This is a genomic window from Paenibacillus sp. FSL R10-2778, assembly GCF_038593035.1.
Lineage (GTDB): Bacteria > Bacillota > Bacilli > Paenibacillales > Paenibacillaceae > Paenibacillus_AQ > Paenibacillus_AQ odorifer.
On sequence record NZ_CP151956.1, the window covers coordinates 6,672,779 to 6,693,511 of the forward strand.

Sequence of the window (20,733 nt, forward strand, 5' to 3'; positions counted from 1 at the left end):
ACTAAATCACTAAAAGCAATGCGTATGCCTATTTAATTTTCACTCCGGCTCTTATTGCCTATAAACAGCAGCAGCAGCCGAGCCGGACGAACACCCATGTTAGTCGATATAACCTGCCAATCCTTTATCCATCAAGTAATCCATTTCTGCATCAAGAATGGTCTCTACTGTGATTTCATCCAGCTTCACATCACGTTGGGCAGTGACATAGTCGACCAGATCATCGCTGTCGATGTCTACCTCACCCTTGGCGTTCGCCTTGGCTTTATTGATAAAGGTCTGTTCATGCTTCAATACTAAGCGGATGATTTGCGGCTCCACTTTGGTTTTGGCAGATAATACATTTACTAGCTCCTGCTCATTTACTTTGTCACTCATTTTTTAAATTTCATCTCCTTACAATTATTACACAATCATTGTAGCATATTTCGCGCTTTAACGCGTCATTACGCGAAGTATACCGCGGTTTATTCACACTTTTCTTATCATCCCAGCGTCTATAACGTTCCACTTGAAGTAAGTTATTTAATAAAAACAGTTGTGAGGAACATTGACTTGTGCCAAAATATAAAAAAAGTGTTGGACCAAATGAATACTAGAAAAGGCGGTTGAATTCATGAGCTCTGTATCTACCCAGCAATTAGACACAAACAGCAACAAGGCACATCGTTATATCGAAGACGTATACGCACAGGTTGTTGCGCGTAATCCTTTTGAGCCCGAATTTCATCAGGCCGTAAAGGAAATCCTTGAATCTTTGCTTCCAATCCTCGCTGCTGAACCTAAGTATCAGGAAAATGCCATTCTGGAAAGATTGGTTGAGCCAGAACGTTTGATTATGTTCCGTGTTCCTTGGACAGACGATCAAGGTAAGGTCAGAGTTAACCGTGGATATCGTGTACAGTTCAGCAGTGCAATTGGACCTTACAAAGGTGGACTTCGTTTTCACCCATCCGTTAATGCTAGTATTATCAAATTCCTTGGTTTCGAGCAAATCTTCAAAAATGCTCTTACCGGCCAACACATCGGCGGAGGTAAAGGCGGCTCCGACTTTGATCCTAAAGGTAAATCCGAAGGCGAAATCATGCGTTTTGCACAAAGCTTCATGACTGAATTGCAAAATTACATCGGTCCTGACCAAGACGTTCCTGCAGGAGATATCGGTGTAGGTGGTCGTGAGATCGGCTACATGTACGGACAATACAAGCGGATCCGCGGAGGATATCCGGCTGGCGTATTGACTGGTAAAGGTATTGGTTACGGCGGAAGTCAGGCTCGGACAGAGGCTACTGGTTACGGTACAGTTTATTTCGTAAACGAGATGCTGAAAGCAAAAGGCCTTTCTTTTGAAGGAAGCCGCGTTGTTGTTTCCGGTTCTGGTAACGTAGCGATCTATGCGATCGAAAAAGCTGTACAGTTAGGCGCTAAAGTCGTAGCTTGTAGTGATTCCGCCGGATATATCTATGACGAAAATGGGATTAACCTCGAAACTGTCCGCCGCCTGAAAGAAGTCGAAAGAAAACGGATTAGTGAATATGTGAATGAGCATCCTAACGCTGTGTATACTGAAGATTCCACGCAAATTTGGACCATTCCTTGTGATATCGCCCTTCCGAGTGCTACTCAGAATGAGATTGATGAAGCCATGGCATTGAAACTGATTGAGAATGGTGTAAAAGCAGTAGGCGAAGGTGCCAATATGCCATCCACCCTTGAAGCTATTCATCAGTTCCAACAAGCTGGCGTACTATTCGCACCTGCTAAAGCTGCTAATGCTGGCGGCGTAGCTGTATCTGCGCTTGAAATGGCACAAAACAGCATGCGGTTGTCCTGGAGCTTTGAAGAAGTAGATACGAAGCTGCATGAAATCATGGTTTCCATCTACGAACAATCTGTAAATGCATCCGAGCAATATGGACAGTCCGGCAACCTTGTTGCAGGAGCGAACATCGCTGGATTCAAAAAAGTGGCCGACGCTATGCTGGCTGAAGGTGTAATCTAAATAAATTACCGGCGCTCTAGTCACGAACGCCCGACATACAAAAGTCCCCGTAACCGGTCAGCAAGAATCCGGTTACGGGGACTTTTTGTGTGTCTAAGCGTTCCATCCGGGGATCTTCCGCAAATCCCCGTCCCAAATCGATTGAGTACTCTCCACAGTCGTATCGTGGGGTGAAGAAGCCGTACGAATGTAACAGGAATCTATTCCTATCGTTAGCGCCCCTGCAATATCCGTACGGGGATCATTCCCGATCATGATGGCCGAACGCAAATCCGCTCCATAATGTTCAACTAAATAACGATAAAATAGCGGATCTGGCTTACTCACTCCTGCTTCGGAGGAGATGGCAATACCATCGAATAAAGGAAGAATACCCAGCATCGTTAATTCTGCTTCTATAAAGGTTTTCTGGCCATTGGAGAGCAAAAACACCTTTTTGCCATGTTCTCTTAATGTTTGCAGAATTTCAACCACACCCTCATAAAGTGAGATATGGATCATCGATAATGTCCGCAGCCATCTAACCGTTTCATGTAACCACGCTTGATCCGGTTCCCCACCCAATTGACGGGCCACAGAACAAAACACATCCTCCATTACGAAATCTGGATACTGACAATTCCGTGCGGCTTCGGTGAGCTGTAAATCCCTCTCCCGCAGAAATTGTGCCTGTAGCTCACTTCCTGTTATGGACATCCCCTGATATCCGAAATGGAGCGATAATCGATCCCATACCTCCTGCTTCTCCTCATCTGTCTGAATATCGATTAATGTGCCATACAGGTCGAAAATATAAGTCTCGTACATCCACCGTCTTCCTTCCTATTATTCTCTCTGTGTTTTATCCCTTAGTACCATTGCCATTGTCGGTGGTTGTCTGGCCCTCCTCCATCCGGTTTGACACCTTTTGATAGAGATAGGAGATGCCGAGCAAGCAGATGCCAAAGCTGGCATAGGCTATGATTTTGCTGCCAGTATTCAGCAGACCCAAATCATAGAGCAGCAGCTTGCCCGTGGCCAGCAGCGTTAATCCAAGGCCGAAGCGCCGGATGTACACATACCTTTTGCGGAAGCCATACATGATAAACAGAACGGCTAATAGTAGATAAATGAGACTAAAAATTAACCCTGCATCACTCAATTGCAATTGCACTCCTAGGAAAGCGGTGATAATGCCAAGTAAATAAATCGCCATGAAAACAGGATAGATCTCCATACTCTTAAACTGGCGATTCAGCGCTGCGATCAGCAGATCACGTCCGCTAAACCAAACGAAGATATTAAAGATAATCAGTACGGCCAGTGCGATATAATCAGCTGCTGTATTTTGCGCGAAATTATTTTGCAGACTTGGCAGACCTACTGTAATCACTATACAAATGACGTAGCCAATCCCAAACAGAAGTCTCACAAAATATTTAACAATCGTGTCATACAGGACCTTCACCTTTGGCAGCACGTAAGCCAGAACCAAGGTCCATACAGCGGACAGCAGCAAATAATAGAAGGTTCTATGCGCAAAATCCTCCGGTACAACCAGATGATACAATCTTCCCGATTCATACAAGCCGTAAATCCAGAAATTTAATAATGCCGCATATTTAAACCACAACGCTAAGGTGATTTCATAAGGTTCGCTGCGCTGAAGAGCATCCTTACGGTTATGCTGAACAGCATACAACACCGCGACAATCAGCATGCCTGCTGTGATAAAGACATATTTTAGCGGGAAGTAGACATCTCTAAAATTCGTCCATTGATAGTCTGCAACCCACTGCGTCGGTACATTTAGACAGAAGAATACTACAAGGCAGAGCATCATAATGCCCCAGCCCGCCCTTTCCATCCCCTTAAAGCGGTTCAGATTGCCATACAGCGTAAGAACGACGCCCTCAATCAGCCAACCGATGGACCACCAAGCCGCTCCAAATTGAAATGGAATCATCAATATGCCGAAGGTCAGTGAAGTGGCATAGAACAGCAGCATGCTTTCTTTTTCCTGTGGCATCAGCTTCTCAAGCCCTCGACCCAGACCGAGATACAGCAGGCAGAAAAGCAACGCCAGTGCACCATTGTAATCCTTCAGTCCTGCATCCATAAATAAAATATACAAGGTGAGACAGCTAATAAACGTATTACATCCTAAGAGAGAGAAATCCCACCAGGACAGCTTGGAACGATATTTGAACGGGTACCACAAGGTAATTCCCAGATACATCGCAAAAGTCAAAACAGCATAACACATATTAATTCCGTTGCTATCCGACAAAGCTATTAATATGAGCATGGAGGGTGTATTAAATAAGTAGCTGATATAATTGACAACGTTCCAGCGTTTGCGGAAAGAAATCAATAAGATGAATAAATTCAATAGAAACAAGTAACCCATAGCCACATAAACCGCGTTGCCCGAAAGGCCAAACGCCCCCAGATAAGAGTATAAGGGCAGATATCCTCCGATTAAGCCCAGCGCACAAATACTCCGTGATTCATACCTTAAAGACAGGAGTACCGCAGTTAAAGTAACGAGTACAGACAAGGATAACCCTACATATATACTAATAATATCAAGCAGAAAATAGCTATAAAAAATAGAGCCATACAGCACCGAAATCCCGCCGCCAAGCAGCCCTAAAGCGAAGGTGCCCTTTCCTTTGCGGTATAACCACTCCCCGCCTCCCAGCATCAATAACCCCAGTAGAAAAAAAGCGCTTCCCTTCATATAACCTGTGAACCAGTTGGAATAGGTATACCGGAAGCCTGCCCCCACCGCCAAAATCAACAGCAGAATACCCAGCTTGTTAATCCAGCTTAGTCCAATCTTCATTTCGATCTGATTTTGTTTTCTTCGGCGCTTAAGCACCTCTTCACTGATCTCTTCCGAAGCAAAATCATGTAATCCATTATCCATGCCCGAGTTGAGGCGAAGCTCCGCTTCCCTCAGTCTCTGCCGCTGTGCCAGCACACGCTCATTTAATTCTGCCGCCAACGCCCCGAGTCGACTGGATATCTCTGCTTGTTCCTCACCCAGCTGCCTGGAGGCTGTGTGGTACAGCTGCTGAATATGGCGTTTCGTCTCCACTTCAAAAGCCGTCAGCCGATCCGTATGAGCGTGGCTTCTAGAGGCAAAATAAGTTTGCAGCTTCTGCCTCGACACTTTAAGAATGCCCAGCTTTTCATCTAAAATTTGTTCCGTTAGCGCAACTCTTAGCTCAGTATTCTCTTCTTGAAGCTTACCTACCTGAGTCTTTAGCTCGACCAAAGCGAGCTTATGCTTCTCATATTGCTTCTTCAAGTATTCATTCTCGTTGACCAGATCGTGACTTTCATATTCCGCGATCAGAGCCTCATATTCCTTAATCAGCCCGTCCTGCTGTACCTTCATGAATCTCAGTCGATCTTTGAATGACTCCATAGCGCCTCCTTATGTGAGCGATTGTTAATACTTACATATTACTACATATAGCTGGGGGGTCTTATGCTTTTTTTATATTTGCAGTGAATGAAGATTACAATCGGGATGCAATAAAACTGCAACATTTTGGAGGGGTGTCCCGTCAGAATAATAACAACACTAACAAAAGATTTTAAAAGGAGCTCACAACCATGAACAACATTTTAAAAACAAGTACAGTTCTTTTAACTTTGTCCCTAGCACTTTCTACAGGAGCAGCTTATGCTGCACCCAACACAACTTCTGCTAAAAATGAGGCTACACAAACCTCCGCTAGCGTTAATCAAAAGACGTTTGCGATTGAAATCAACGGATCGACTATTAAAGAAACAGGCTTCCAAAGCACAAGCGGCAAAGAGCCGATGGTGCCACTACGTTCAATTACTGAAGCCCTTGGATTTGAATTAACCTGGAATGCACAGAATAAATCCGTTGAACTTATCAATGGCGCTGTATTCACTACAGTCAAAGCTGGAGAAGACCGTTATAGTATCAACAAAATGAATACAACACTTGGAACTGCACCACAATTGGTTGACTCCACTTTGTATGTCCCAGCTTCCTTTTTAAGCGAAGTAATTCATCAAAACATGACTGTGAAGGGAGATTCCATTGTGATCAACACAAATGCCGCCGAGCAGCACATGACTAAGACTGGTGTGATTACAGCAGTCTATGATGGTGGTAAATACCAATCCGTTCAAATCCAAGGTGTAGGTACGGATGGAATCGTATTAAATGTAGGGGAAGATACGGCTATTGAGATGGCTGACGGCACTAAAATTGCACTCAAAGATCTCCATATCGGGATGACAGTAAAAGCAGAACACTCCATGGTCATGACTATGAGTCTTCCGCCACAAACACCAACTTACAAAATCACCGTTCTGGATAAGCAAAAACAAGATGATCTTCTAGGTACTGCTGGTACTATTGAAGAAGTTCAAAAAGACGATAAGGGAAATATCAGTATCACTGTTAAAGGTAGTGGCCTGAGCGAATTGTCACAAAAAGAAGTAGTACTGCGCATTAGCGAAGACACAGTGCTCATTAACAAAGACGGCGAAGCTGTTAAAAGCAGCGAGCTTGTTAAAGGCACAAAAGTTATCGGATTCTACAGCCCAGTGCTGACCAGAAGCCTGCCACCCATCGGCACAGCTGTCAAAGTTGTAGTAGATTCTGCACAACAATAAGAGAGAGACTGGAATCTTATTAAAAATATTCCAAAGAGACATTAAAACAGCGATCCTTCCGTTATGGGAGGATCGCTGTTTTGCGTTATAGACTATAGGTTGGCTGACTCGCTTCAGCCGATTTGTGAGGTAAACGAAGGCCGGCTGAACGCTTGGTCACACTTTTACTTGCCTTGCTGCAGAGTTTGGGATGATCATAATCGCGAGCCTTACGGACCCAGCTGACGTTATTTGTGAATTTTCTGCCTTCAGAGCAGCGTTTCGGACTCCAGCGCCACTATTCATTAAAAAGAGGGGCATATTCGATGTTTTTTATGCCAATAGCGTCAGTGGGGTCCGTTAGAATTACAAATGTGGTAAAAAGCTGCGTTAACGGTCAGCTGTGTCCGATAGCAGAGCAGATTATAGTTACTTCGTTCGCGCAACTTCACTCGAGTTGTCCGAAGTTGGAGGTCTAGCTCATGAATCGCTAGCCAGTATCAATTGCATCAACGCTAATAAACGCTCCAAGTTAACAGGCTTACTGAGATAATCTGTTGCCCCAGCCTGTAGGATTTTAGCCTTATCTTCCTTCATCGCTTTTGCAGTCAGTGCAATGATGGGAATATCCTTCTTCGCGGGCATTTGTCTGATCCGATTGATTGCCTCATACCCGTTCATCACTGGCATCATAATATCCATAAGAACGATATCTATAGAAGCCGCTTGCTCCAGTTCATACAGGCCGCTCTCTCCGTTAGTAGCTGTAGTTACATGCAGCCCGCGCTTTCTTAAAGTATTTGATAAAGCGAACAAATTCCGTTCATCATCATCCACGATAAGTACATGCTTTTGATTCAGAGAAGTGAAGTCAGTAAGTGTATCCTCAGCCGTTGTAGCGGCAAGTACCACTCCACTCCCGATCTCTTGAATAACAGTCGCTTGATCAGCCACTTCCTCAAGGCTTGGAGCCTCAAGCTGCAAAGGCAAATACACTGTAAAGACACTGCCCACACCCTCTTGGCTCTCCAGCGTAATTCTACCACCAAGTAAGGTTGCCAGCTCTCTGGATATGGATAAACCAAGCCCAGTTCCCCCATATTGACGTTCTGTATTTCCATTCGCCTGTTGAAATGCTTCGAAGATGATGGACTGTTTGTCTTCTGAAATCCCAATTCCAGTATCCTTGATGGCGAAGGCAATAAATACCCCAACACCCAAATCTGCCAAATCCAGCAGCTCGTCCTTAGTTGCTAAACGGATTTCCAGAGTGACTGCACCTTCCGCTGTAAACTTAAACGCATTGGACAGCAGATTTATAATAATTTGCCGCACCCTTTGAGCATCCGAATAAAACAACGGGGGTAAGTCCTCTCCTAGCTGTATGTGCAAAGGAATCTCTTTTTTATGAGCAAGCTGGCTGAAGTTCTGAGTCATCGCCTCCGGAATCTCCGATATATTTATCGCTTCAATTTCAATATTCAGCTTCCCCGCCTCAACCTTGGACAAATCCAGAATGTCATTAATCAACGCCAACAGATCTTGTCCCGAAGAATGAATAGCTTTTGAGAATTCAATATCCTCTTCACTTAAGGCTCCCGACTGGTTCTCCATAAGAAATTCCGAGAGCAGCAAAATGCCGTTAAGCGGAGTTCGCAGTTCATGAGACATATTAGCCAGAAACTCCGACTTATATTGTGAGCTTTGCTGCAATAACTCTGCATATTGACTAAGCTCCGTTCGTGCTTTTTCTGCCTCAACTGACTTTTGTTCTGCAAGCAGATTCTTATCTTCCAGCTTTCTATTCGTTGCATGCAGCGTCTCTGTCTGGATCTGCAGCTCCTCTGACTGAGTTTGTAGTTCTTCCGTATATACTTGAAGCTCTTCGTTAAGACGTTGAGATTGCTCCAGCAGCTGATCGATTCTCATACTGCTAATCGTGCTGTTAATGGCAGAGCCAAACGCATTCGAAATAGATTTCAAGAACCTGATCTGCAGTTCCGTAAGTGGAGCAAAGGAGGCGATTTCCACCACAGCAACTACCTCACCTGAGAAAGAAATTGGCAGCAGCAACAGCGACTTCGGTACAGAGGCGCCTAGCCCGGACTCAATACTGATATAACACTCCGGCAGCTCCTGTACATGCATCAGACGTGCCTCTTTAGCACATTGTCCAACTAGTCCTTCACCGATATAGAAGGTCTGCGAATCCGGGAAATTGCTGTTTCCGGCAAAAGTAGAGACTCTTTTTAAAAAGTCCTGCTCATGTTCTTGTGTCCGCACATATAAGGAACCATATGGGTAATCAATAACTTCTGCTGTTTTGCCAAGAAAAATGTCCCCCAGTTTCGGGATTTGTGTTATACCCTGATACCTAGCCAATAAATCGTTTGCGTTATCTTGAATCCATATCCGCTCTTGTTGCATGTCTATCAGATGATTCGTTGCTATGCTCAGATCTCTAATTTCATCATTTGTGGTAATCTCTATCCTTGTCTTCTTATCCTCGATAGAATCTAAACCCACAATCGTATGGGTAACTTTATGAATCGTACTAACGATGGCGCGTGAATTGATCCATGAGGCAATTATGGAAGTAACTGCTATAAATGCCCAAGCAATATAAAGAAGCTCAAGCAGAAATTTATTCTTGTCTGCTTGTCTAGCTATCAGGCTGTTAGTGTTCTCATTCATCGTCTCGCGGTAAGCGCTGATTTGATTACGAATCCGGTCCATTTGATCTTTGCCATCGTCTGAATTGAAGTATCTTAGGATCTCAGCTTCCTGTCCCTCTTTTTTTAACTGGATCAAATAATCACCAGATTGCTTGATCCACTGTTTAATATCACTTTCGATACCCACAAGTCGCTGAAGCTGAAAGGAATCATTAGCAGTCAGCACGTAAAGCTTATCATAATTAGCTTCCCATTCAGCCTTACCCAAATTGTAGGGCTCCAGATACTTGTTATCGCCAGTGATGACATATCCACGTTGGCCCGTTTCCATATCTAAAACATTCTTTTCGATCAGATTAGCCAAATTAGTAATCTCTCGGTCCTGATGAGAAATAAAGCTGGTCTCCCGCTGCAGCTCATTAATTCTTCCATGCATGACAAAAACAAATCCTAATAGACAGATCACGATTAAAACTGTAATTGACAGTATTTTATACTGCAATGTAAATCGGCGTTTGTTCACAACTAGCCCCCGTCCTGTCTTCTAACTATAAACCCCTTCCTATTCTACATCATTACAAAGGATTACTTGAACTACGGCTTTATTTATTCTTCTATGTAAGTTTTGGCTGTGGCTAATTTAAACAATTTCAGCAGGGTTGAAACACTTGTTTTTCCCGGAATAAAAAAAAACCCACAAGTGCCTTTCACCTTGAAGGGTTACCTAAATATCTAACTTAGCAAATACAAGTTTTCTTCTTCACACCAAGCTTCCCAGCCTGTTCAACCTTAGCAATATAATCAACAGCCATGGGAACTTTACAAGCGGTTTGTCCCATGTTCACCTGGACCTTACCTATACCTGCTGCGATCTTTGCTGTCTCCTCATGCAGTTCTGTGATACTGCTGCCCACCATAATTACGAAAGTATTCATCGTATAACGGACACGATTTCGCTCCTGATGAATAGTAGCACCCACTTGTTGTAACAACTCCCTAATCTCAGCAATGTCCAGCTTATCATCCGGTGTAATTGAAATGTAATTGGCATAAGTGCTCCAGCCGCAAATAGCTATTAGTTCATCTGAGGAACGAATCCACTCTCTCGCAAGTTCCAATCCATATGGACTCTCTGCGGCGAGAGGGGATACTATATATTCCACTACCGCATGCCAGTTGGCCGCCGAAGCCCAGCTTTGAAGCTCTTCCTTCGTCATAGTCTTAGGATTGACCGTTAGCCCAGCCAAATACATTGCATCGTAATTGCCTGTCTGATACAAAGCCCTTGCCAGACTCTGATCTTTTTTCACATCCTTAACCAGCTTCTTCATATCTCCTACCTTTACTCCAAATAAAGGTTCCACAGCGCCATGTCGTAAAAAGGTATGTTTCGTCTGCTCTGTACCCATCTCCTCAAGCTTGCTCATCACTTCATCAACAGTCAGATTCATTAGGACACTCCTTTATCTTCAATGTTCTTATCCCTTTACTGTTTCTCTTATGATCGGTTCACGACCTAACGTAACTCTGTTCTTCCCTGTATTCTTAGAGTGATATAACGCTTCATCCGCTTCCCGATATAAATCTTCGAAAGTCACCTCTCTACGCTCCGTAAAAGAGATTCCGATACTTGCGGTAAGATGAATGCTATCCTGTTCATTCAAGATTATCGTGTAATCACTCATCATTGTACGAAAATCCTCTGCTTCTTTTAAGGCTGCACGTTTATCTTCAGCGAAAAAGCATACAGCAAATTCCTCGCCACCTACTCTTCCAGCAATACCTTTATTCTGGTATACCTGAAGGATTTTATTCGAGAAATCAACTAACGCCTGATCGCCCGCTAAATGACCATAAGTATCATTAATTAATTTAAAATCATCGATGTCAAATAGCAGCAGAGCCAACCCTAATCCATCCGGGATCGTTTGAATCTGGACCCTTTGCATGAAATGCCTGCGATTATAAAGCCCTGTCAGATCGTCAACCGTTGCCTGATAGACCAGTTCACGCTCATATCGCTTTTTCTCACTATGATCACTAAACACAATAAGCATACCCTTATTCTCTGTTGCCGCATGTTCCGTAGCAATTAAAGAAACCCCATAACAGAGCTCCCCTGCGCCAGAACAAACTACCTCAAACTGTCCTTCTGTCCTCTGACTGTAATGAGCTGCAATGTCTTTGTGAGATTTCATAAAAAGATCAATGTTTTTTCCCATCCAGTTATCGTTCGCTATTCGGGTAATGTCGTATAAAATAGCAGTCGCCGCATCGTTTATGCCAATGATATTATCATAACGGTCAGTCAGAACTACGCCGTCTTTCATGTGCTCTAGAATTTTGTTTTTGGTTAGAGGGAAGATGGTTAATTTGGAGCTAACAAAAAGTGCGAAATAAGCCGCTATAATCGCAGGCAAATAAGTAAACGCCGTAAAACCTGTAATGGTAATCTTCAAGAGGGGAAGTAAAAAGACGGAAATAACCGGAACCAGCAAACCCGCCAACAGCAGGATATTAGTCCGCAAATAAACTCTCGGGGTATTCAGTAGGGAAACTGCCAGCAAGCAGACCGCATATAGCCCAAAAAGCTGATCATACGCAATAAAAGCCATACTAAGGAGCGTAGGCTTTACAGCAATTCCACTAACACCCGCGACCGTCAGGACGGACACTTCACTGCGCATCAGATGATGATAGCTATCCGTAAAAATAAGAAGTACATCCATAACAATAGGGATAGAGAAGATGGCAAGCTTCACGGGCAGGCGCCCTGTGGAAGGAGATACGTATTCTTTTACCACAGCATAAGTAAAGAGCGCACTAAAAAAAAGCGGAGCCTGCTGCACATTCTTCCACCACAGCTTAGACTGAAAAGAGGGTGACATAATCTCTCCCGCCGTTGCAACAAATATAAGGCTGACTAACAGCATTAAGATCCACAAATAGCGTCTCCCTGCTAACTTACGGTGCCGATAGGAGCTGACGCCCATGTACAGACTTAGAACACTGCCCATTAATAAGTAATACGGATATCCCTGAATCCATGGCATGCCATATTTCTCCTATTTTTCAAGTCGCTCCTATCATTATAGCCTAATCCTTGGTACAAATGAATCAACAATAACAGCACATCTTATGCTTTAAATTTCACCCGATTGGAGAACATATATTTTCTGGCTAAATCCTTAAATGTTATTTTATCTTGTGCCGATTCAAAGAAACGTTTAGGGATAATCAGCGCTCTCTGTGTGGACACAAAAAACACAAACAAGTTCGTAGTTTCACCTATCTTATGTATCTCTTCCCACTTCACTTGCCCAGTGCCCGCTTCGGAAAGATAAGATATGCCTTCATCTGAAATCGTATAATTTTGCGGTTGCTGAATTAGGTTATCTGTTTTGAACGCCTTTTTCGATTTTTTGATCAAGCTTGCCTTGGTCATATACCATAAGACAGCGGCAAGAATTATAGCAGTCACAGCCAGGATTGAGATGCTTTGAGTACTGTAATCCTTAGTAATTAATAACAAAATCATAAAGTAAGCGACTACGCTAAAAGAGTTGAGTATAATCCGGCTATTCAAGCTGAACCATAAGTTAAACTCCTGAACGTCTTCACTCTTTAGGACTGTATCTACTTTTATTACATTTTCCATCACTGATCGCTCCCTCGACGCCATGTATATTTTAAATTCATCTCATTTTAACATGCCTGAACACAAAAAAGGGACATCCCCGAAGCGATTGCTTCTACATGGGTTGTCCCTCTTCAATCCGTAAGGATTCTTATTTCTTTTGTGCAAGACGTTGTTTGAACTTGTCAACACGGCCGCCTTGTTCTGTATCTCTTTGTTTACCAGTGTAAAATGGGTGGGATGCGGAACTTGCGTCCACACGGAGCACTGGGTAAGTGTTGCCGTCTTCCCATTCCATAGTTTCATTGGATGATTTAGTAGATGCACTCAAGAATTTGAAGCCTACGCTTGCATCCAAGAAAATCACTTGGTTGTACTTAGGATGTATGCCTTCTCTCATTCTGATCGTCCTCCTTCTGAATAAATTCGTGGAGCCTTTATGGTAAATTATCCAAATGATCTGTAGGTTTATATATAGAATAACCTAATAAACGTAGGAAAATTCGTAAATCTTACGATTTAGACCACCGCTCCATCATACGCTTATTTAGAGCACAAAGCAACTAATATTCAAATTACTAATTTTTCCATAACCTTTCAAAGCCTACCCATAACGCCGGAGGTTAGAGCGATTTCACCATTCCTCCATCGACTAAAAGAGATTGTCCCGTAACATAAGTATTCGCAAAAGAGCCTAGAAAAACAGCAGCCTTGCCGAATTCTTCGGGCGTGCCCAATCTTCCTAACGGGATTTGCAGCAGCGCTTCCTCTTGAATCTGCTCCATAGGGATCCCCTCTGCTTGTGCACGTTTGCCGTCTAGTTGAAGAATCCGGTCGGTTGCAATACGCCCTGGTGCGATCGTATTAATTAAAATGCGATCCGCAGCCAGCTCAGTAGCCAAGCTCTTGGTCAAGGCATACACGCCAGCGCGAAAAACATTGGAAAGAATTAACCCCTCAATAGGCTGCTTGATAGAAATCGAGCTTATATTAACGATTCGCCCTGCCCCAGAAGAGCGCAGATGCGGCAGTGATTCACGGATCAAACGAATGGTACTCATCAGTGTGAGCTCAAACCCCTGGTTCCAATCCGCGTCAACCATATCAGCGAAACCTCCGCCATGAGGCCCCCCCGCATTGGTCACTACAATATCAAGCCCACCGTTTAGGGCTACAGCCGTTTGAATAGCATGTACGATATCCTCTGGGACAGTCACATCCATCTGAACCATGTTCACCTGCTGTCCTGTGGCTGCCTGAATCTCTTTCTGTGCGTCTACAAGCTGCTCCATACTCCTGCTGGCGATCATTACCTTCGCTCCCTCACGGGCGTACTCCAGCGCAGTTGCGAGTCCTAACCCTTTACTTGCTGCGGCTACAAAAACTGATTTCCCACGAAGTCCCAAGTCCATCATTAATGCCTCCTTCTTAATTAAACTCCCAACAGCTAAGACTTAAATTTCCATACTGATAACTTCGGTGCAGCAGCTTCGCTTCTTTCCCTTTATCGCCAGTTCCCATAGCTATTATCAAGGGGATAAAGTGCTCATTAGTCGGCACTGCATCAACGCCATAAGGAGCAAGCTCCTGATAGTTAAATAGCGACTCTGTATCCCAAGCTTCCAACCTGTGCTGCAGCCAGTCATCGAATGTCTCCGCCCATTTCTCGACGTTCTCCATTCCCCACTTCACGCTACGCAAATTATGGACGGTTCCACCGCTGCCAATAATCATAATATCCTGCTCACGCAGCTCAGATAAAGCCTTACCCATTAAATATTGCTGTTCATTGGACAGCTCTCGATTAACTGACAAAGACACGACAGGAATATCTGCATTCGGATAGATTAATTTAAGAATAGCCCAAGCTCCGTGATCTAGTCCACGCTCTGTATTAAATTTGCTGACAATCCCATTCTTGTGGAACAAAGACATAATTTGCTGTGCAACCTCATTGTCCCCTTTGGCAGGATAAGTCATTCGATACATCTCATCTGGGAAGCCATAGAAATCATAGATGGTGTCGAAAGTCTCCATAACTCCAACCGATTGTGTGTGTTCTTCGAAATGTGCAGAAAATACAACTATCGCTTTCGGTTTGACATTCCTCTCAGCGAGCTCCCCAAGAAATTTCGTATATGCATTGTTATCAAGTACCAGAGAAGGAGCACCATGGGCAATAAAGTAAGAAGGTATCATAGTTTATCACTCCCTAAGTTCTGCCGTAACCAAGCGATCAGGTCCTGCTGATTCTGCGGTAATACACCATGATCCGAAGGATAAGCTTTAAAGGTTAATAATGGGGTTAGACCTTCGAAATAAGCGGCTGTTTCTGTCCCCACTGAAATTGGAAATACAGAATCATATTCACCATGCGAGATGAAGACCGATACCTCCTGCACACTCTTCAGCTCATAATCCGTCTTCACAAACCCCGGAACATAACCGTTCAGCGCTACAATTCCCCGAAGCAAATTCCCCATAGTAAGCGCGAGAGTCATGGACAAAATGGCTCCTTGACTGAAGCCAAGCAGATAACGGTGTTTAGCATCTATAGGGTATTTGTCGGTGGCGTATTCGATAAACTGCTGCAATTGCGATACAGCCTGATCAAACTGCTCGCGGATGGGATGACCTAGACTTTTGAGATCATAATATTGAAATCCTGCCCCTAAAATCATATTTCCCCGAATCCCGATAATAATAAATTCTTCAGACAAGGACTCAACAAGCCCGAACATATTCTTCTCATTGGAACCTTTGCCATGCAAGGTGAAGATAACCGGATAAACCCGATTCTCATCGTAACCGGAAGGTAGACTGACATCATATATATAAGGTGCCTTCATAACTAAACACTCCTTCAAAATATTTGTAATACAAAAATAATATTTGTAAAGATAATATTATAAACCTCTAGCTAGTATGTCAATTAATAATTTGTTAATATAAAAATATATTTGCTATTACTAATATCAAAAGGGGCTTTACTAATGAATATAGGTTCAAACATTCGTACAATCCGTAAAAGAAAACATATTACGATTGCCCAAATCTGTGAAACTACTGGCCTGTCACAAGGTTTTATGAGCCAAGTTGAGACTAATAAGACCTCTCCTTCGATTGCAACCCTTAGCCTGATTGCGGATGCGCTGAACGTTCCGTTGGCTTATTTGCTGTTAAAAAAGGAAGAGCGGATGCAGGTGGTACGCTCCAAGGAGCGGCAAATCACCAGTAGCGGAAGTGATAAACTGCAAGTTGAGCATTTAAGCTCGGCAGGTGGTGTACGAATGGTGCTTGTCCATTTCCCTCCGGGTACTTCTACGGGTGAAACTCCGCAGGCGCACGAAGGCAAAGAGGTCCATTTAGTAATAAAAGGTGAGGTTTATGCGGAGCAAGGTGAAGATTTCGGGATGTTCCAAGCGGGGGATTCCTTTAGCTGGAATGCCTGTGTGCCACATCTGGTCATAAATAAAGGCGATGAGCCGGCAAGCGTGCTCATCGCCATCCATACAGAGGCTGATAGTGAAACCGTTGATTTTTAAGCTGGCCTACACGTCGTACTCCAGCTGTTTTTTGGCCTGAACAATGAAATCCAGCGGATTCTCAATCGTGCCGGCTTGGTATTCGACCGCCCCAATCTTAAGACCCAGGCTGACCTTATATTTTCTGGAGAAATTATTGTCATTCAACTCCTGAAGCTTGAGCTTAATCCGCTCGATCACAATCTTCGCCCCATCGCTGTCCGTGAACAGCAGCAGGCCCCATGTTGCTTCATCCTTATCTAGCAGATAGAGTGCATCATTGGTACGAATACTCGCCTGACTAAGCTGAGACACGTCATAGATAGCTTCTGCCAGCTGATCTTCAGGAATGATCCGTCTGATCTCTTTCCAATACTTCACCTTCACCACTAGCAGGGTGAGCGGAATCTGATAGCGGGTCGAAATGCTTGTAAATAATGTAGCATCCGTCTGAAAAGAAATACTGTTCCGCAAATTTGTGTTTTCATCTACGATAGCCATATTGGCAGTCTTTTTGCGTAGCTGCTCATTCTCCACCTGCAAATCACGGCTGCTTAAAGTGAATACCCATAGAACGACCGTTAATAGCGGAGTCATAATTAACCAGAAATAAGTATTCAGGCTAATCGTTTCCCCCAGCGTTATCGTCTGGTACATCGTGTAGAATCCGTAAGCAAAGATAAACACCAGATTCAAGACCAGCCCCGCAGTGACCGTCGTAAAATACGTAACAATGGCCAGAATAAAAGCCACCGTTAAAATGATAATATTCTGGAGGTAATCATCCGGTGCACCTGCAATAAAGACGATACAGAGGAACGATAACACCAGGAATGATAAGAGAGCGATGTCCGACACTAAGCTGCGATTACGTCTCACGCTTATCACCACGTTTCTTCATGTGTTTGCGAAGCAGTAGGATCAGCGATAGAACTACCAGCGTCAGCACCAGTAAAATCACGATGATAAAACTGAGTACATCCGACCGTTCCATTATTTTCTGGGCCACAGAGTCCTCGGCTGCTCCAGTGATTGTTTTGAAGCGGTGTGCGCTGACATTACCGTCTTTATCAACGATTGCGCCATCGCCAAACACTTTCCATTTATCCCGCTCTGTAGCGAGCAGCTTCGATCCTAAGTAATACTCTTCCGAGCTGACCCCCGTAACCGCGAGCAATGCACGTCCCGCCTCAAATGGCGAATCAATCAGCTGCAGTGTTCCGATTCGTGCGCCGTATTGCTCTTCAATACTCATTTTCTCATTGGAGCGAATTGTGGTTCCATCTCCGTTATATTGAAAATAAAGCTTAGCATTCTGATCACGGATCACCTTATTATTCTTATAAGCACCAATAGCGATGATATTATTATTTTTCAAATGATCGGCGTTGACGGTATCGGTATAGAACTGGATATTCCCTATATTTCCGCTGGCATATTTACCAAGCAGATTAAAGATATTCGATACACTTAAATAGGCGTAATCATCCATTTGTTCGGGCAGTACAACCGCCACATGATTATAGATCCCATCGCGAATGAACGGATATGGATAGTTATTAAATAAGAGATCCGTGCGATCCTTCGTATTCAGCTGCATTACAGAATCTTTACTGATATAAGCCCACGGCATTTGGTCCCGATCGATAATACATCTGGCTCCTTCGATCTCCAAATCAAAAGCCACTGTCACCGAGAAATTTCCGGAGATATTCAAATTCTGAGGCACCGAGAGATTAAGAATATCGCCATTCGCCAGTTCCTTGGTCAGCTTCTTACTGCCAATCGGAGTATTATTGATGCTCACGGTAACCAATGAACGAGTAAAATCCAAATTCTGTGCATAACGGAAATCCAGGCTGATTTTACCGGAATCGGCAATCGAGCGGTTCGCTGGCAATGAAATAAAATACGTCTGCTCCTGATGATGTGCCCCGGTCAGTTTATCACCTGTCTCAGTGAACGTGATGTTAGAGCTAATCGAAAGCGCAGGTGCTGATACTTCTGTAGCATCCGTTACTGTTTTCAGATCACTGGTGATCTGCCCGATCAGCTCTGGATTAGCAATCAAACGACCCGCTTTAATCAGCAAGTTCTCATCCTTCGAGGTTACAACCAAGGTGGGCTGGGTATCCTTATTCACTAGCTGGAGCAGCGCGTGCGTACCCAAATCTTCAGTGGAGCTTAGCTGAGCTTTCAGTTCGCTTGGTACTCTGTCATACATAGCTACCAGTACAACTGCGGCCTTATTCTGCACAGTGTCTGCCCGGTAGGGAAGCAAGGGAATAGTCTCATCATTTAACGTAATCCCCTTAACAAACCCGGAGAGAGCATAAGTGGCTGCTTCCATTTCTGCCGCCGTGCTTTTGTCCGGTACAGTCAGAATACTCTGATTCTTTGTTAAGGTATCTATCCCGGCGAATCGCTCGCTGAAGTCACTGATCCCTCCACTCAAGGGCTTTGCGGTATAAATCACGTTAACACTGGACGTATTGAACAGATGCAGCCAATTATCCGACGTTTCATCGACCGAACAAAAGAGGTCATCTTGACGATCTGTCTTCAAATAGCCCTGAATGCCCAGCGTATTCGTCCCTTTTTTCAGAAACCCCTTGGGCGCCGCAAGGGTCAACAGCTGTTCGCCGTTGTCTTGTAGTGACGGACGAAACGTATAGAACGGGCTGCCGTTTAGCGTTAAGGTAACACTAGAAATCTGCTCTTCGGTAATTTGTGAAATTTGAAAATGCAGTTTGATCTTTACTTGATCCACATTCCAATAATCCAGAACCTCAAAATATTGCTGCTGGGCACTCGAACCAGTTAAGGACGAGTCTGTTCCCGTAAATGAAGTTGTATAAGTGGACTTATGATCCTGCGGCAACGTCTCTGCGGCAGCAGGATGGGTTGGAATTAACAAAAGGGAGAGGCAGGTTAACAGTATAACCAGCTGTTTTTTTATCTTCATGTTCTGTTTCTCCTGTGATTACATTTTTCTCATATGACTTTTTGGTGCCCCGTTAGTAGCGCTCCGTCTTATACCATTTGGCTTCTCTTTTGAAGATGAGGTCTTTCAGATATAGATATAATCCGTTAGCCGCGACAACCATCCACAGCTGGCAATAAGACACATACATCAACATTACAATCCCTAGATTGGACAAGCTCATCTCGCCCTTTTCTGTCGTTAGCGTGATGAAGGTCCCCACAACGAAAAGAATAATAGCGAGCAGCCATAAGAAATTACTAAGACCTGCAATAGTAGTATGCACATAACCCAAAGCATGCAGGATCAGCAGCACATCCGAGGTGATTAACGACAGCAGCAGCAAGAAGTAAATGGATAGAAAATAAAGAATATCGAACCGCACCTTTGCGGCCGATTTATTGAACAGCAGCGGAATATTTTTGACAATGACATAAATATTGCCCTTCGCCCAGCGGGTTCGCTGCTTGAACCAGACCTTCAGGGTCTGTGGTTCCTGCTCCCACGTGACGGATTTCGGCTGGAACTTGATTTGGTAACCCATCATATAAATCCGGAAGCTGATTTCTGTATCCTCGGCTATCGCTTTAACATCCCAACCACCGATGCTTTCCACAATTGACCTGCGCATAATGAAATTGGTTCCCGGAATAGTGCAAAGCTTGAACAGCTTCCAGCGTCCCGCTTGAGCCATCCATTGAAAGGATAAGGTCTCAATATTAATGAACCGGGTCAGTAAACTTGCATCACGATTACGGGTCCGGAACTTCCCAATCACCGCACCGAGGCTGGAATCATGCATGATCTCAGCAACCAGATAACGCAAAGCTGTTTTCTCCGGAGTATTGTCGGCATCATAAATGGCGATTAGCTCCCCTTTACAGCTGGTAAAGCCTATATTCAAGGCATTGGATTTGCCTTTGCCTCCTGTAACTGCATCCGTATTAATGACTACCAGCTGACGCCCCGGATTTCGGGATTGTATGCCCGCAAGCAGCTCGGCACTGTTATCAGAGGAGTTATCATTAATCACAATAATCTCATACCGATCTTGCGGATAATCCAGCGCCAGCAGAGATTCAACCGTCTTACAAATCACTACCCCCTCATTGTGAGCGGGAACCATAATTGAAACAAAAGGATATTCGCCCTCTATCTCTGGTATATCCTCATTTTCGGATTTAATGTAATATAGATAGCCCGCGATAATGAGGGTCACATTCACCAGCAGCAGAGACCAAATACAGATCACCGCAATCACCATCAGCACGTCTGAAATCGTCATA

At 44.0% G+C, this 20,733-nt stretch carries 17 protein-coding genes; 3 read left to right on the plus strand and 14 right to left on the minus strand.

Translation table 11 applies throughout. From position 1 onward, the window contains the following. Positions 1 to 99: 99 nt before the first annotated feature. Positions 100 to 378 carry a hypothetical protein gene (locus NST40_RS29870; protein WP_076276269.1) on the minus strand — a complete coding sequence of 93 codons (279 nt, stop codon included), beginning with the start codon at positions 376 to 378 and terminating at the stop codon, positions 100 to 102. Between the two features lie 238 nt (positions 379 to 616). Here NST40_RS29870 and gdhA point away from each other — a divergent pair, with 238 nt between their 5' ends. Further along, positions 617 to 2,002: an NADP-specific glutamate dehydrogenase gene (gene gdhA, locus NST40_RS29875; protein WP_036682144.1), complete on the plus strand. Its 1,386-nt coding sequence runs from the start codon at positions 617 to 619 to the stop codon at positions 2,000 to 2,002. A gap of 93 nt (positions 2,003 to 2,095) precedes the next feature. On the opposite strand, the gene NST40_RS29880 is transcribed toward gdhA, so the two are convergent. After that, positions 2,096 to 2,809, minus strand: a complete 714-nt coding sequence (locus NST40_RS29880; protein WP_076219645.1) for an HAD family hydrolase — start codon at positions 2,807 to 2,809, stop codon at positions 2,096 to 2,098. A gap of 34 nt (positions 2,810 to 2,843) precedes the next feature. Further along, on the minus strand, positions 2,844 to 5,417 hold the full coding sequence (locus tag NST40_RS29885) for a DUF2339 domain-containing protein (protein WP_076276270.1): 2,574 nt from the start codon (positions 5,415 to 5,417) through the stop codon (positions 2,844 to 2,846). A 191-nt stretch (positions 5,418 to 5,608) separates the two neighbouring features. On the opposite strand from NST40_RS29885, the gene NST40_RS29890 reads away from it, so the two are divergent. After that, the gene (locus NST40_RS29890) at positions 5,609 to 6,649 is read left to right on the plus strand and encodes a stalk domain-containing protein (protein WP_342410274.1); all 1,041 of its coding nucleotides are present in this window, start codon (positions 5,609 to 5,611) and stop codon (positions 6,647 to 6,649) included. A 459-nt stretch (positions 6,650 to 7,108) separates the two neighbouring features. Here the strand turns inward: NST40_RS29890 and NST40_RS29895 are convergent, their stop codons facing one another. The 8 genes from NST40_RS29895 to NST40_RS29930 all read right to left on the minus strand — a co-directional run bounded on the left by NST40_RS29895 (position 7,109) and on the right by NST40_RS29930 (position 15,789). Next, the gene (locus NST40_RS29895; RefSeq protein WP_081386188.1) at positions 7,109 to 9,826 is read right to left on the minus strand and encodes a CHASE3 domain-containing protein; all 2,718 of its coding nucleotides are present in this window, start codon (positions 9,824 to 9,826) and stop codon (positions 7,109 to 7,111) included. Positions 9,827 to 10,040: 214 nt separating this feature from the next. Beyond that, positions 10,041 to 10,748 carry a DNA alkylation repair protein gene (locus tag NST40_RS29900; protein WP_076218263.1) on the minus strand — a complete coding sequence of 236 codons (708 nt, stop codon included), beginning with the start codon at positions 10,746 to 10,748 and terminating at the stop codon, positions 10,041 to 10,043. A gap of 33 nt (positions 10,749 to 10,781) precedes the next feature. After that, positions 10,782 to 12,356, minus strand: coding sequence for a diguanylate cyclase (locus NST40_RS29905; protein WP_339245411.1), 1,575 nt, complete (start codon positions 12,354 to 12,356; stop codon positions 10,782 to 10,784). Between the two features lie 83 nt (positions 12,357 to 12,439). Beyond that, positions 12,440 to 12,961 carry a YcxB family protein gene (locus tag NST40_RS29910; RefSeq protein WP_076124082.1) on the minus strand — a complete coding sequence of 174 codons (522 nt, stop codon included), beginning with the start codon at positions 12,959 to 12,961 and terminating at the stop codon, positions 12,440 to 12,442. A gap of 130 nt (positions 12,962 to 13,091) precedes the next feature. Further along, positions 13,092 to 13,340 (minus strand): type B 50S ribosomal protein L31, encoded by a 249-nt coding sequence (locus NST40_RS29915; protein WP_036682161.1) that lies wholly within the window; start codon positions 13,338 to 13,340, stop codon positions 13,092 to 13,094. 223 nt (positions 13,341 to 13,563) lie between these two features. Continuing rightward, positions 13,564 to 14,352 carry an SDR family oxidoreductase gene (locus NST40_RS29920; RefSeq protein ID WP_076218249.1) on the minus strand — a complete coding sequence of 263 codons (789 nt, stop codon included), beginning with the start codon at positions 14,350 to 14,352 and terminating at the stop codon, positions 13,564 to 13,566. 16 nt (positions 14,353 to 14,368) lie between these two features. Next, entirely contained in the window at positions 14,369 to 15,139 is a 771-nt protein-coding gene (locus NST40_RS29925; protein ID WP_076218250.1) for a class III extradiol ring-cleavage dioxygenase, read from the minus strand. Continuing rightward, complete coding sequence (locus NST40_RS29930; RefSeq protein ID WP_076218251.1) at positions 15,136 to 15,789, minus strand: alpha/beta hydrolase-fold protein; 654 nt, start codon at positions 15,787 to 15,789, stop codon at positions 15,136 to 15,138. The genes NST40_RS29925 and NST40_RS29930 overlap by 4 nt, the downstream gene beginning before the upstream one ends. Before the next feature lie 144 nt (positions 15,790 to 15,933). Between NST40_RS29930 and NST40_RS29935 the strand changes: the two genes are divergently transcribed. Further along, entirely contained in the window at positions 15,934 to 16,485 is a 552-nt protein-coding gene (locus NST40_RS29935; protein WP_076191653.1) for a helix-turn-helix transcriptional regulator, read from the plus strand. A 6-nt stretch (positions 16,486 to 16,491) separates the two neighbouring features. Here NST40_RS29935 and NST40_RS29940 read toward each other — a convergent pair whose 3' ends face one another. From NST40_RS29940 to NST40_RS29950, 3 genes are read right to left on the minus strand one after another with little or no spacing between them, the layout of a single operon-like run. After that, entirely contained in the window at positions 16,492 to 17,343 is an 852-nt protein-coding gene (locus tag NST40_RS29940) for a diguanylate cyclase (protein WP_036682174.1), read from the minus strand. Next, entirely contained in the window at positions 17,333 to 19,429 is a 2,097-nt protein-coding gene (locus NST40_RS29945) for a cellulose biosynthesis cyclic di-GMP-binding regulatory protein BcsB (RefSeq protein ID WP_076276273.1), read from the minus strand. Before NST40_RS29945 ends, NST40_RS29940 begins: the two co-directional genes overlap by 11 nt. Positions 19,430 to 19,481: 52 nt before the next feature. After that, positions 19,482 to 20,732, minus strand: coding sequence for a glycosyltransferase family 2 protein (locus NST40_RS29950; protein ID WP_036682179.1), 1,251 nt, complete (start codon positions 20,730 to 20,732; stop codon positions 19,482 to 19,484). Position 20,733 lies beyond the last annotated feature (1 nt).

Bases quoted from the DNA above. Each gene is read 5' to 3' on its own strand.
- NST40_RS29870 (WP_076276269.1), bottom strand. From the start codon at position 378: ATGAGTGACAAAGTAAATGAGCAGGAGCTAGTAAATGTATTATCTGCC.
- gdhA (WP_036682144.1), top strand. From the start codon at position 617: ATGAGCTCTGTATCTACCCAGCAATTAGACACAAACAGCAACAAGGCA.
- NST40_RS29880 (WP_076219645.1), bottom strand. From the start codon at position 2,809: ATGTACGAGACTTATATTTTCGACCTGTATGGCACATTAATCGATATT.
- NST40_RS29885 (WP_076276270.1), bottom strand. From the start codon at position 5,417: ATGGAGTCATTCAAAGATCGACTGAGATTCATGAAGGTACAGCAGGAC.
- NST40_RS29890 (WP_342410274.1), top strand. From the start codon at position 5,609: ATGAACAACATTTTAAAAACAAGTACAGTTCTTTTAACTTTGTCCCTA.
- NST40_RS29905 (WP_339245411.1), bottom strand. From the start codon at position 12,356: ATGCCATGGATTCAGGGATATCCGTATTACTTATTAATGGGCAGTGTT.
- NST40_RS29910 (WP_076124082.1), bottom strand. From the start codon at position 12,961: ATGGAAAATGTAATAAAAGTAGATACAGTCCTAAAGAGTGAAGACGTT.
- NST40_RS29915 (WP_036682161.1), bottom strand. From the start codon at position 13,340: ATGAGAGAAGGCATACATCCTAAGTACAACCAAGTGATTTTCTTGGAT.
- NST40_RS29920 (WP_076218249.1), bottom strand. From the start codon at position 14,352: ATGGACTTGGGACTTCGTGGGAAATCAGTTTTTGTAGCCGCAGCAAGT.
- NST40_RS29925 (WP_076218250.1), bottom strand. From the start codon at position 15,139: ATGATACCTTCTTACTTTATTGCCCATGGTGCTCCTTCTCTGGTACTT.
- NST40_RS29930 (WP_076218251.1), bottom strand. From the start codon at position 15,789: ATGAAGGCACCTTATATATATGATGTCAGTCTACCTTCCGGTTACGAT.
- NST40_RS29935 (WP_076191653.1), top strand. From the start codon at position 15,934: ATGAATATAGGTTCAAACATTCGTACAATCCGTAAAAGAAAACATATT.
- NST40_RS29945 (WP_076276273.1), bottom strand. From the start codon at position 19,429: ATGAAGATAAAAAAACAGCTGGTTATACTGTTAACCTGCCTCTCCCTT.
- NST40_RS29950 (WP_036682179.1), bottom strand. From the start codon at position 20,732: ATGACGATTTCAGACGTGCTGATGGTGATTGCGGTGATCTGTATTTGG.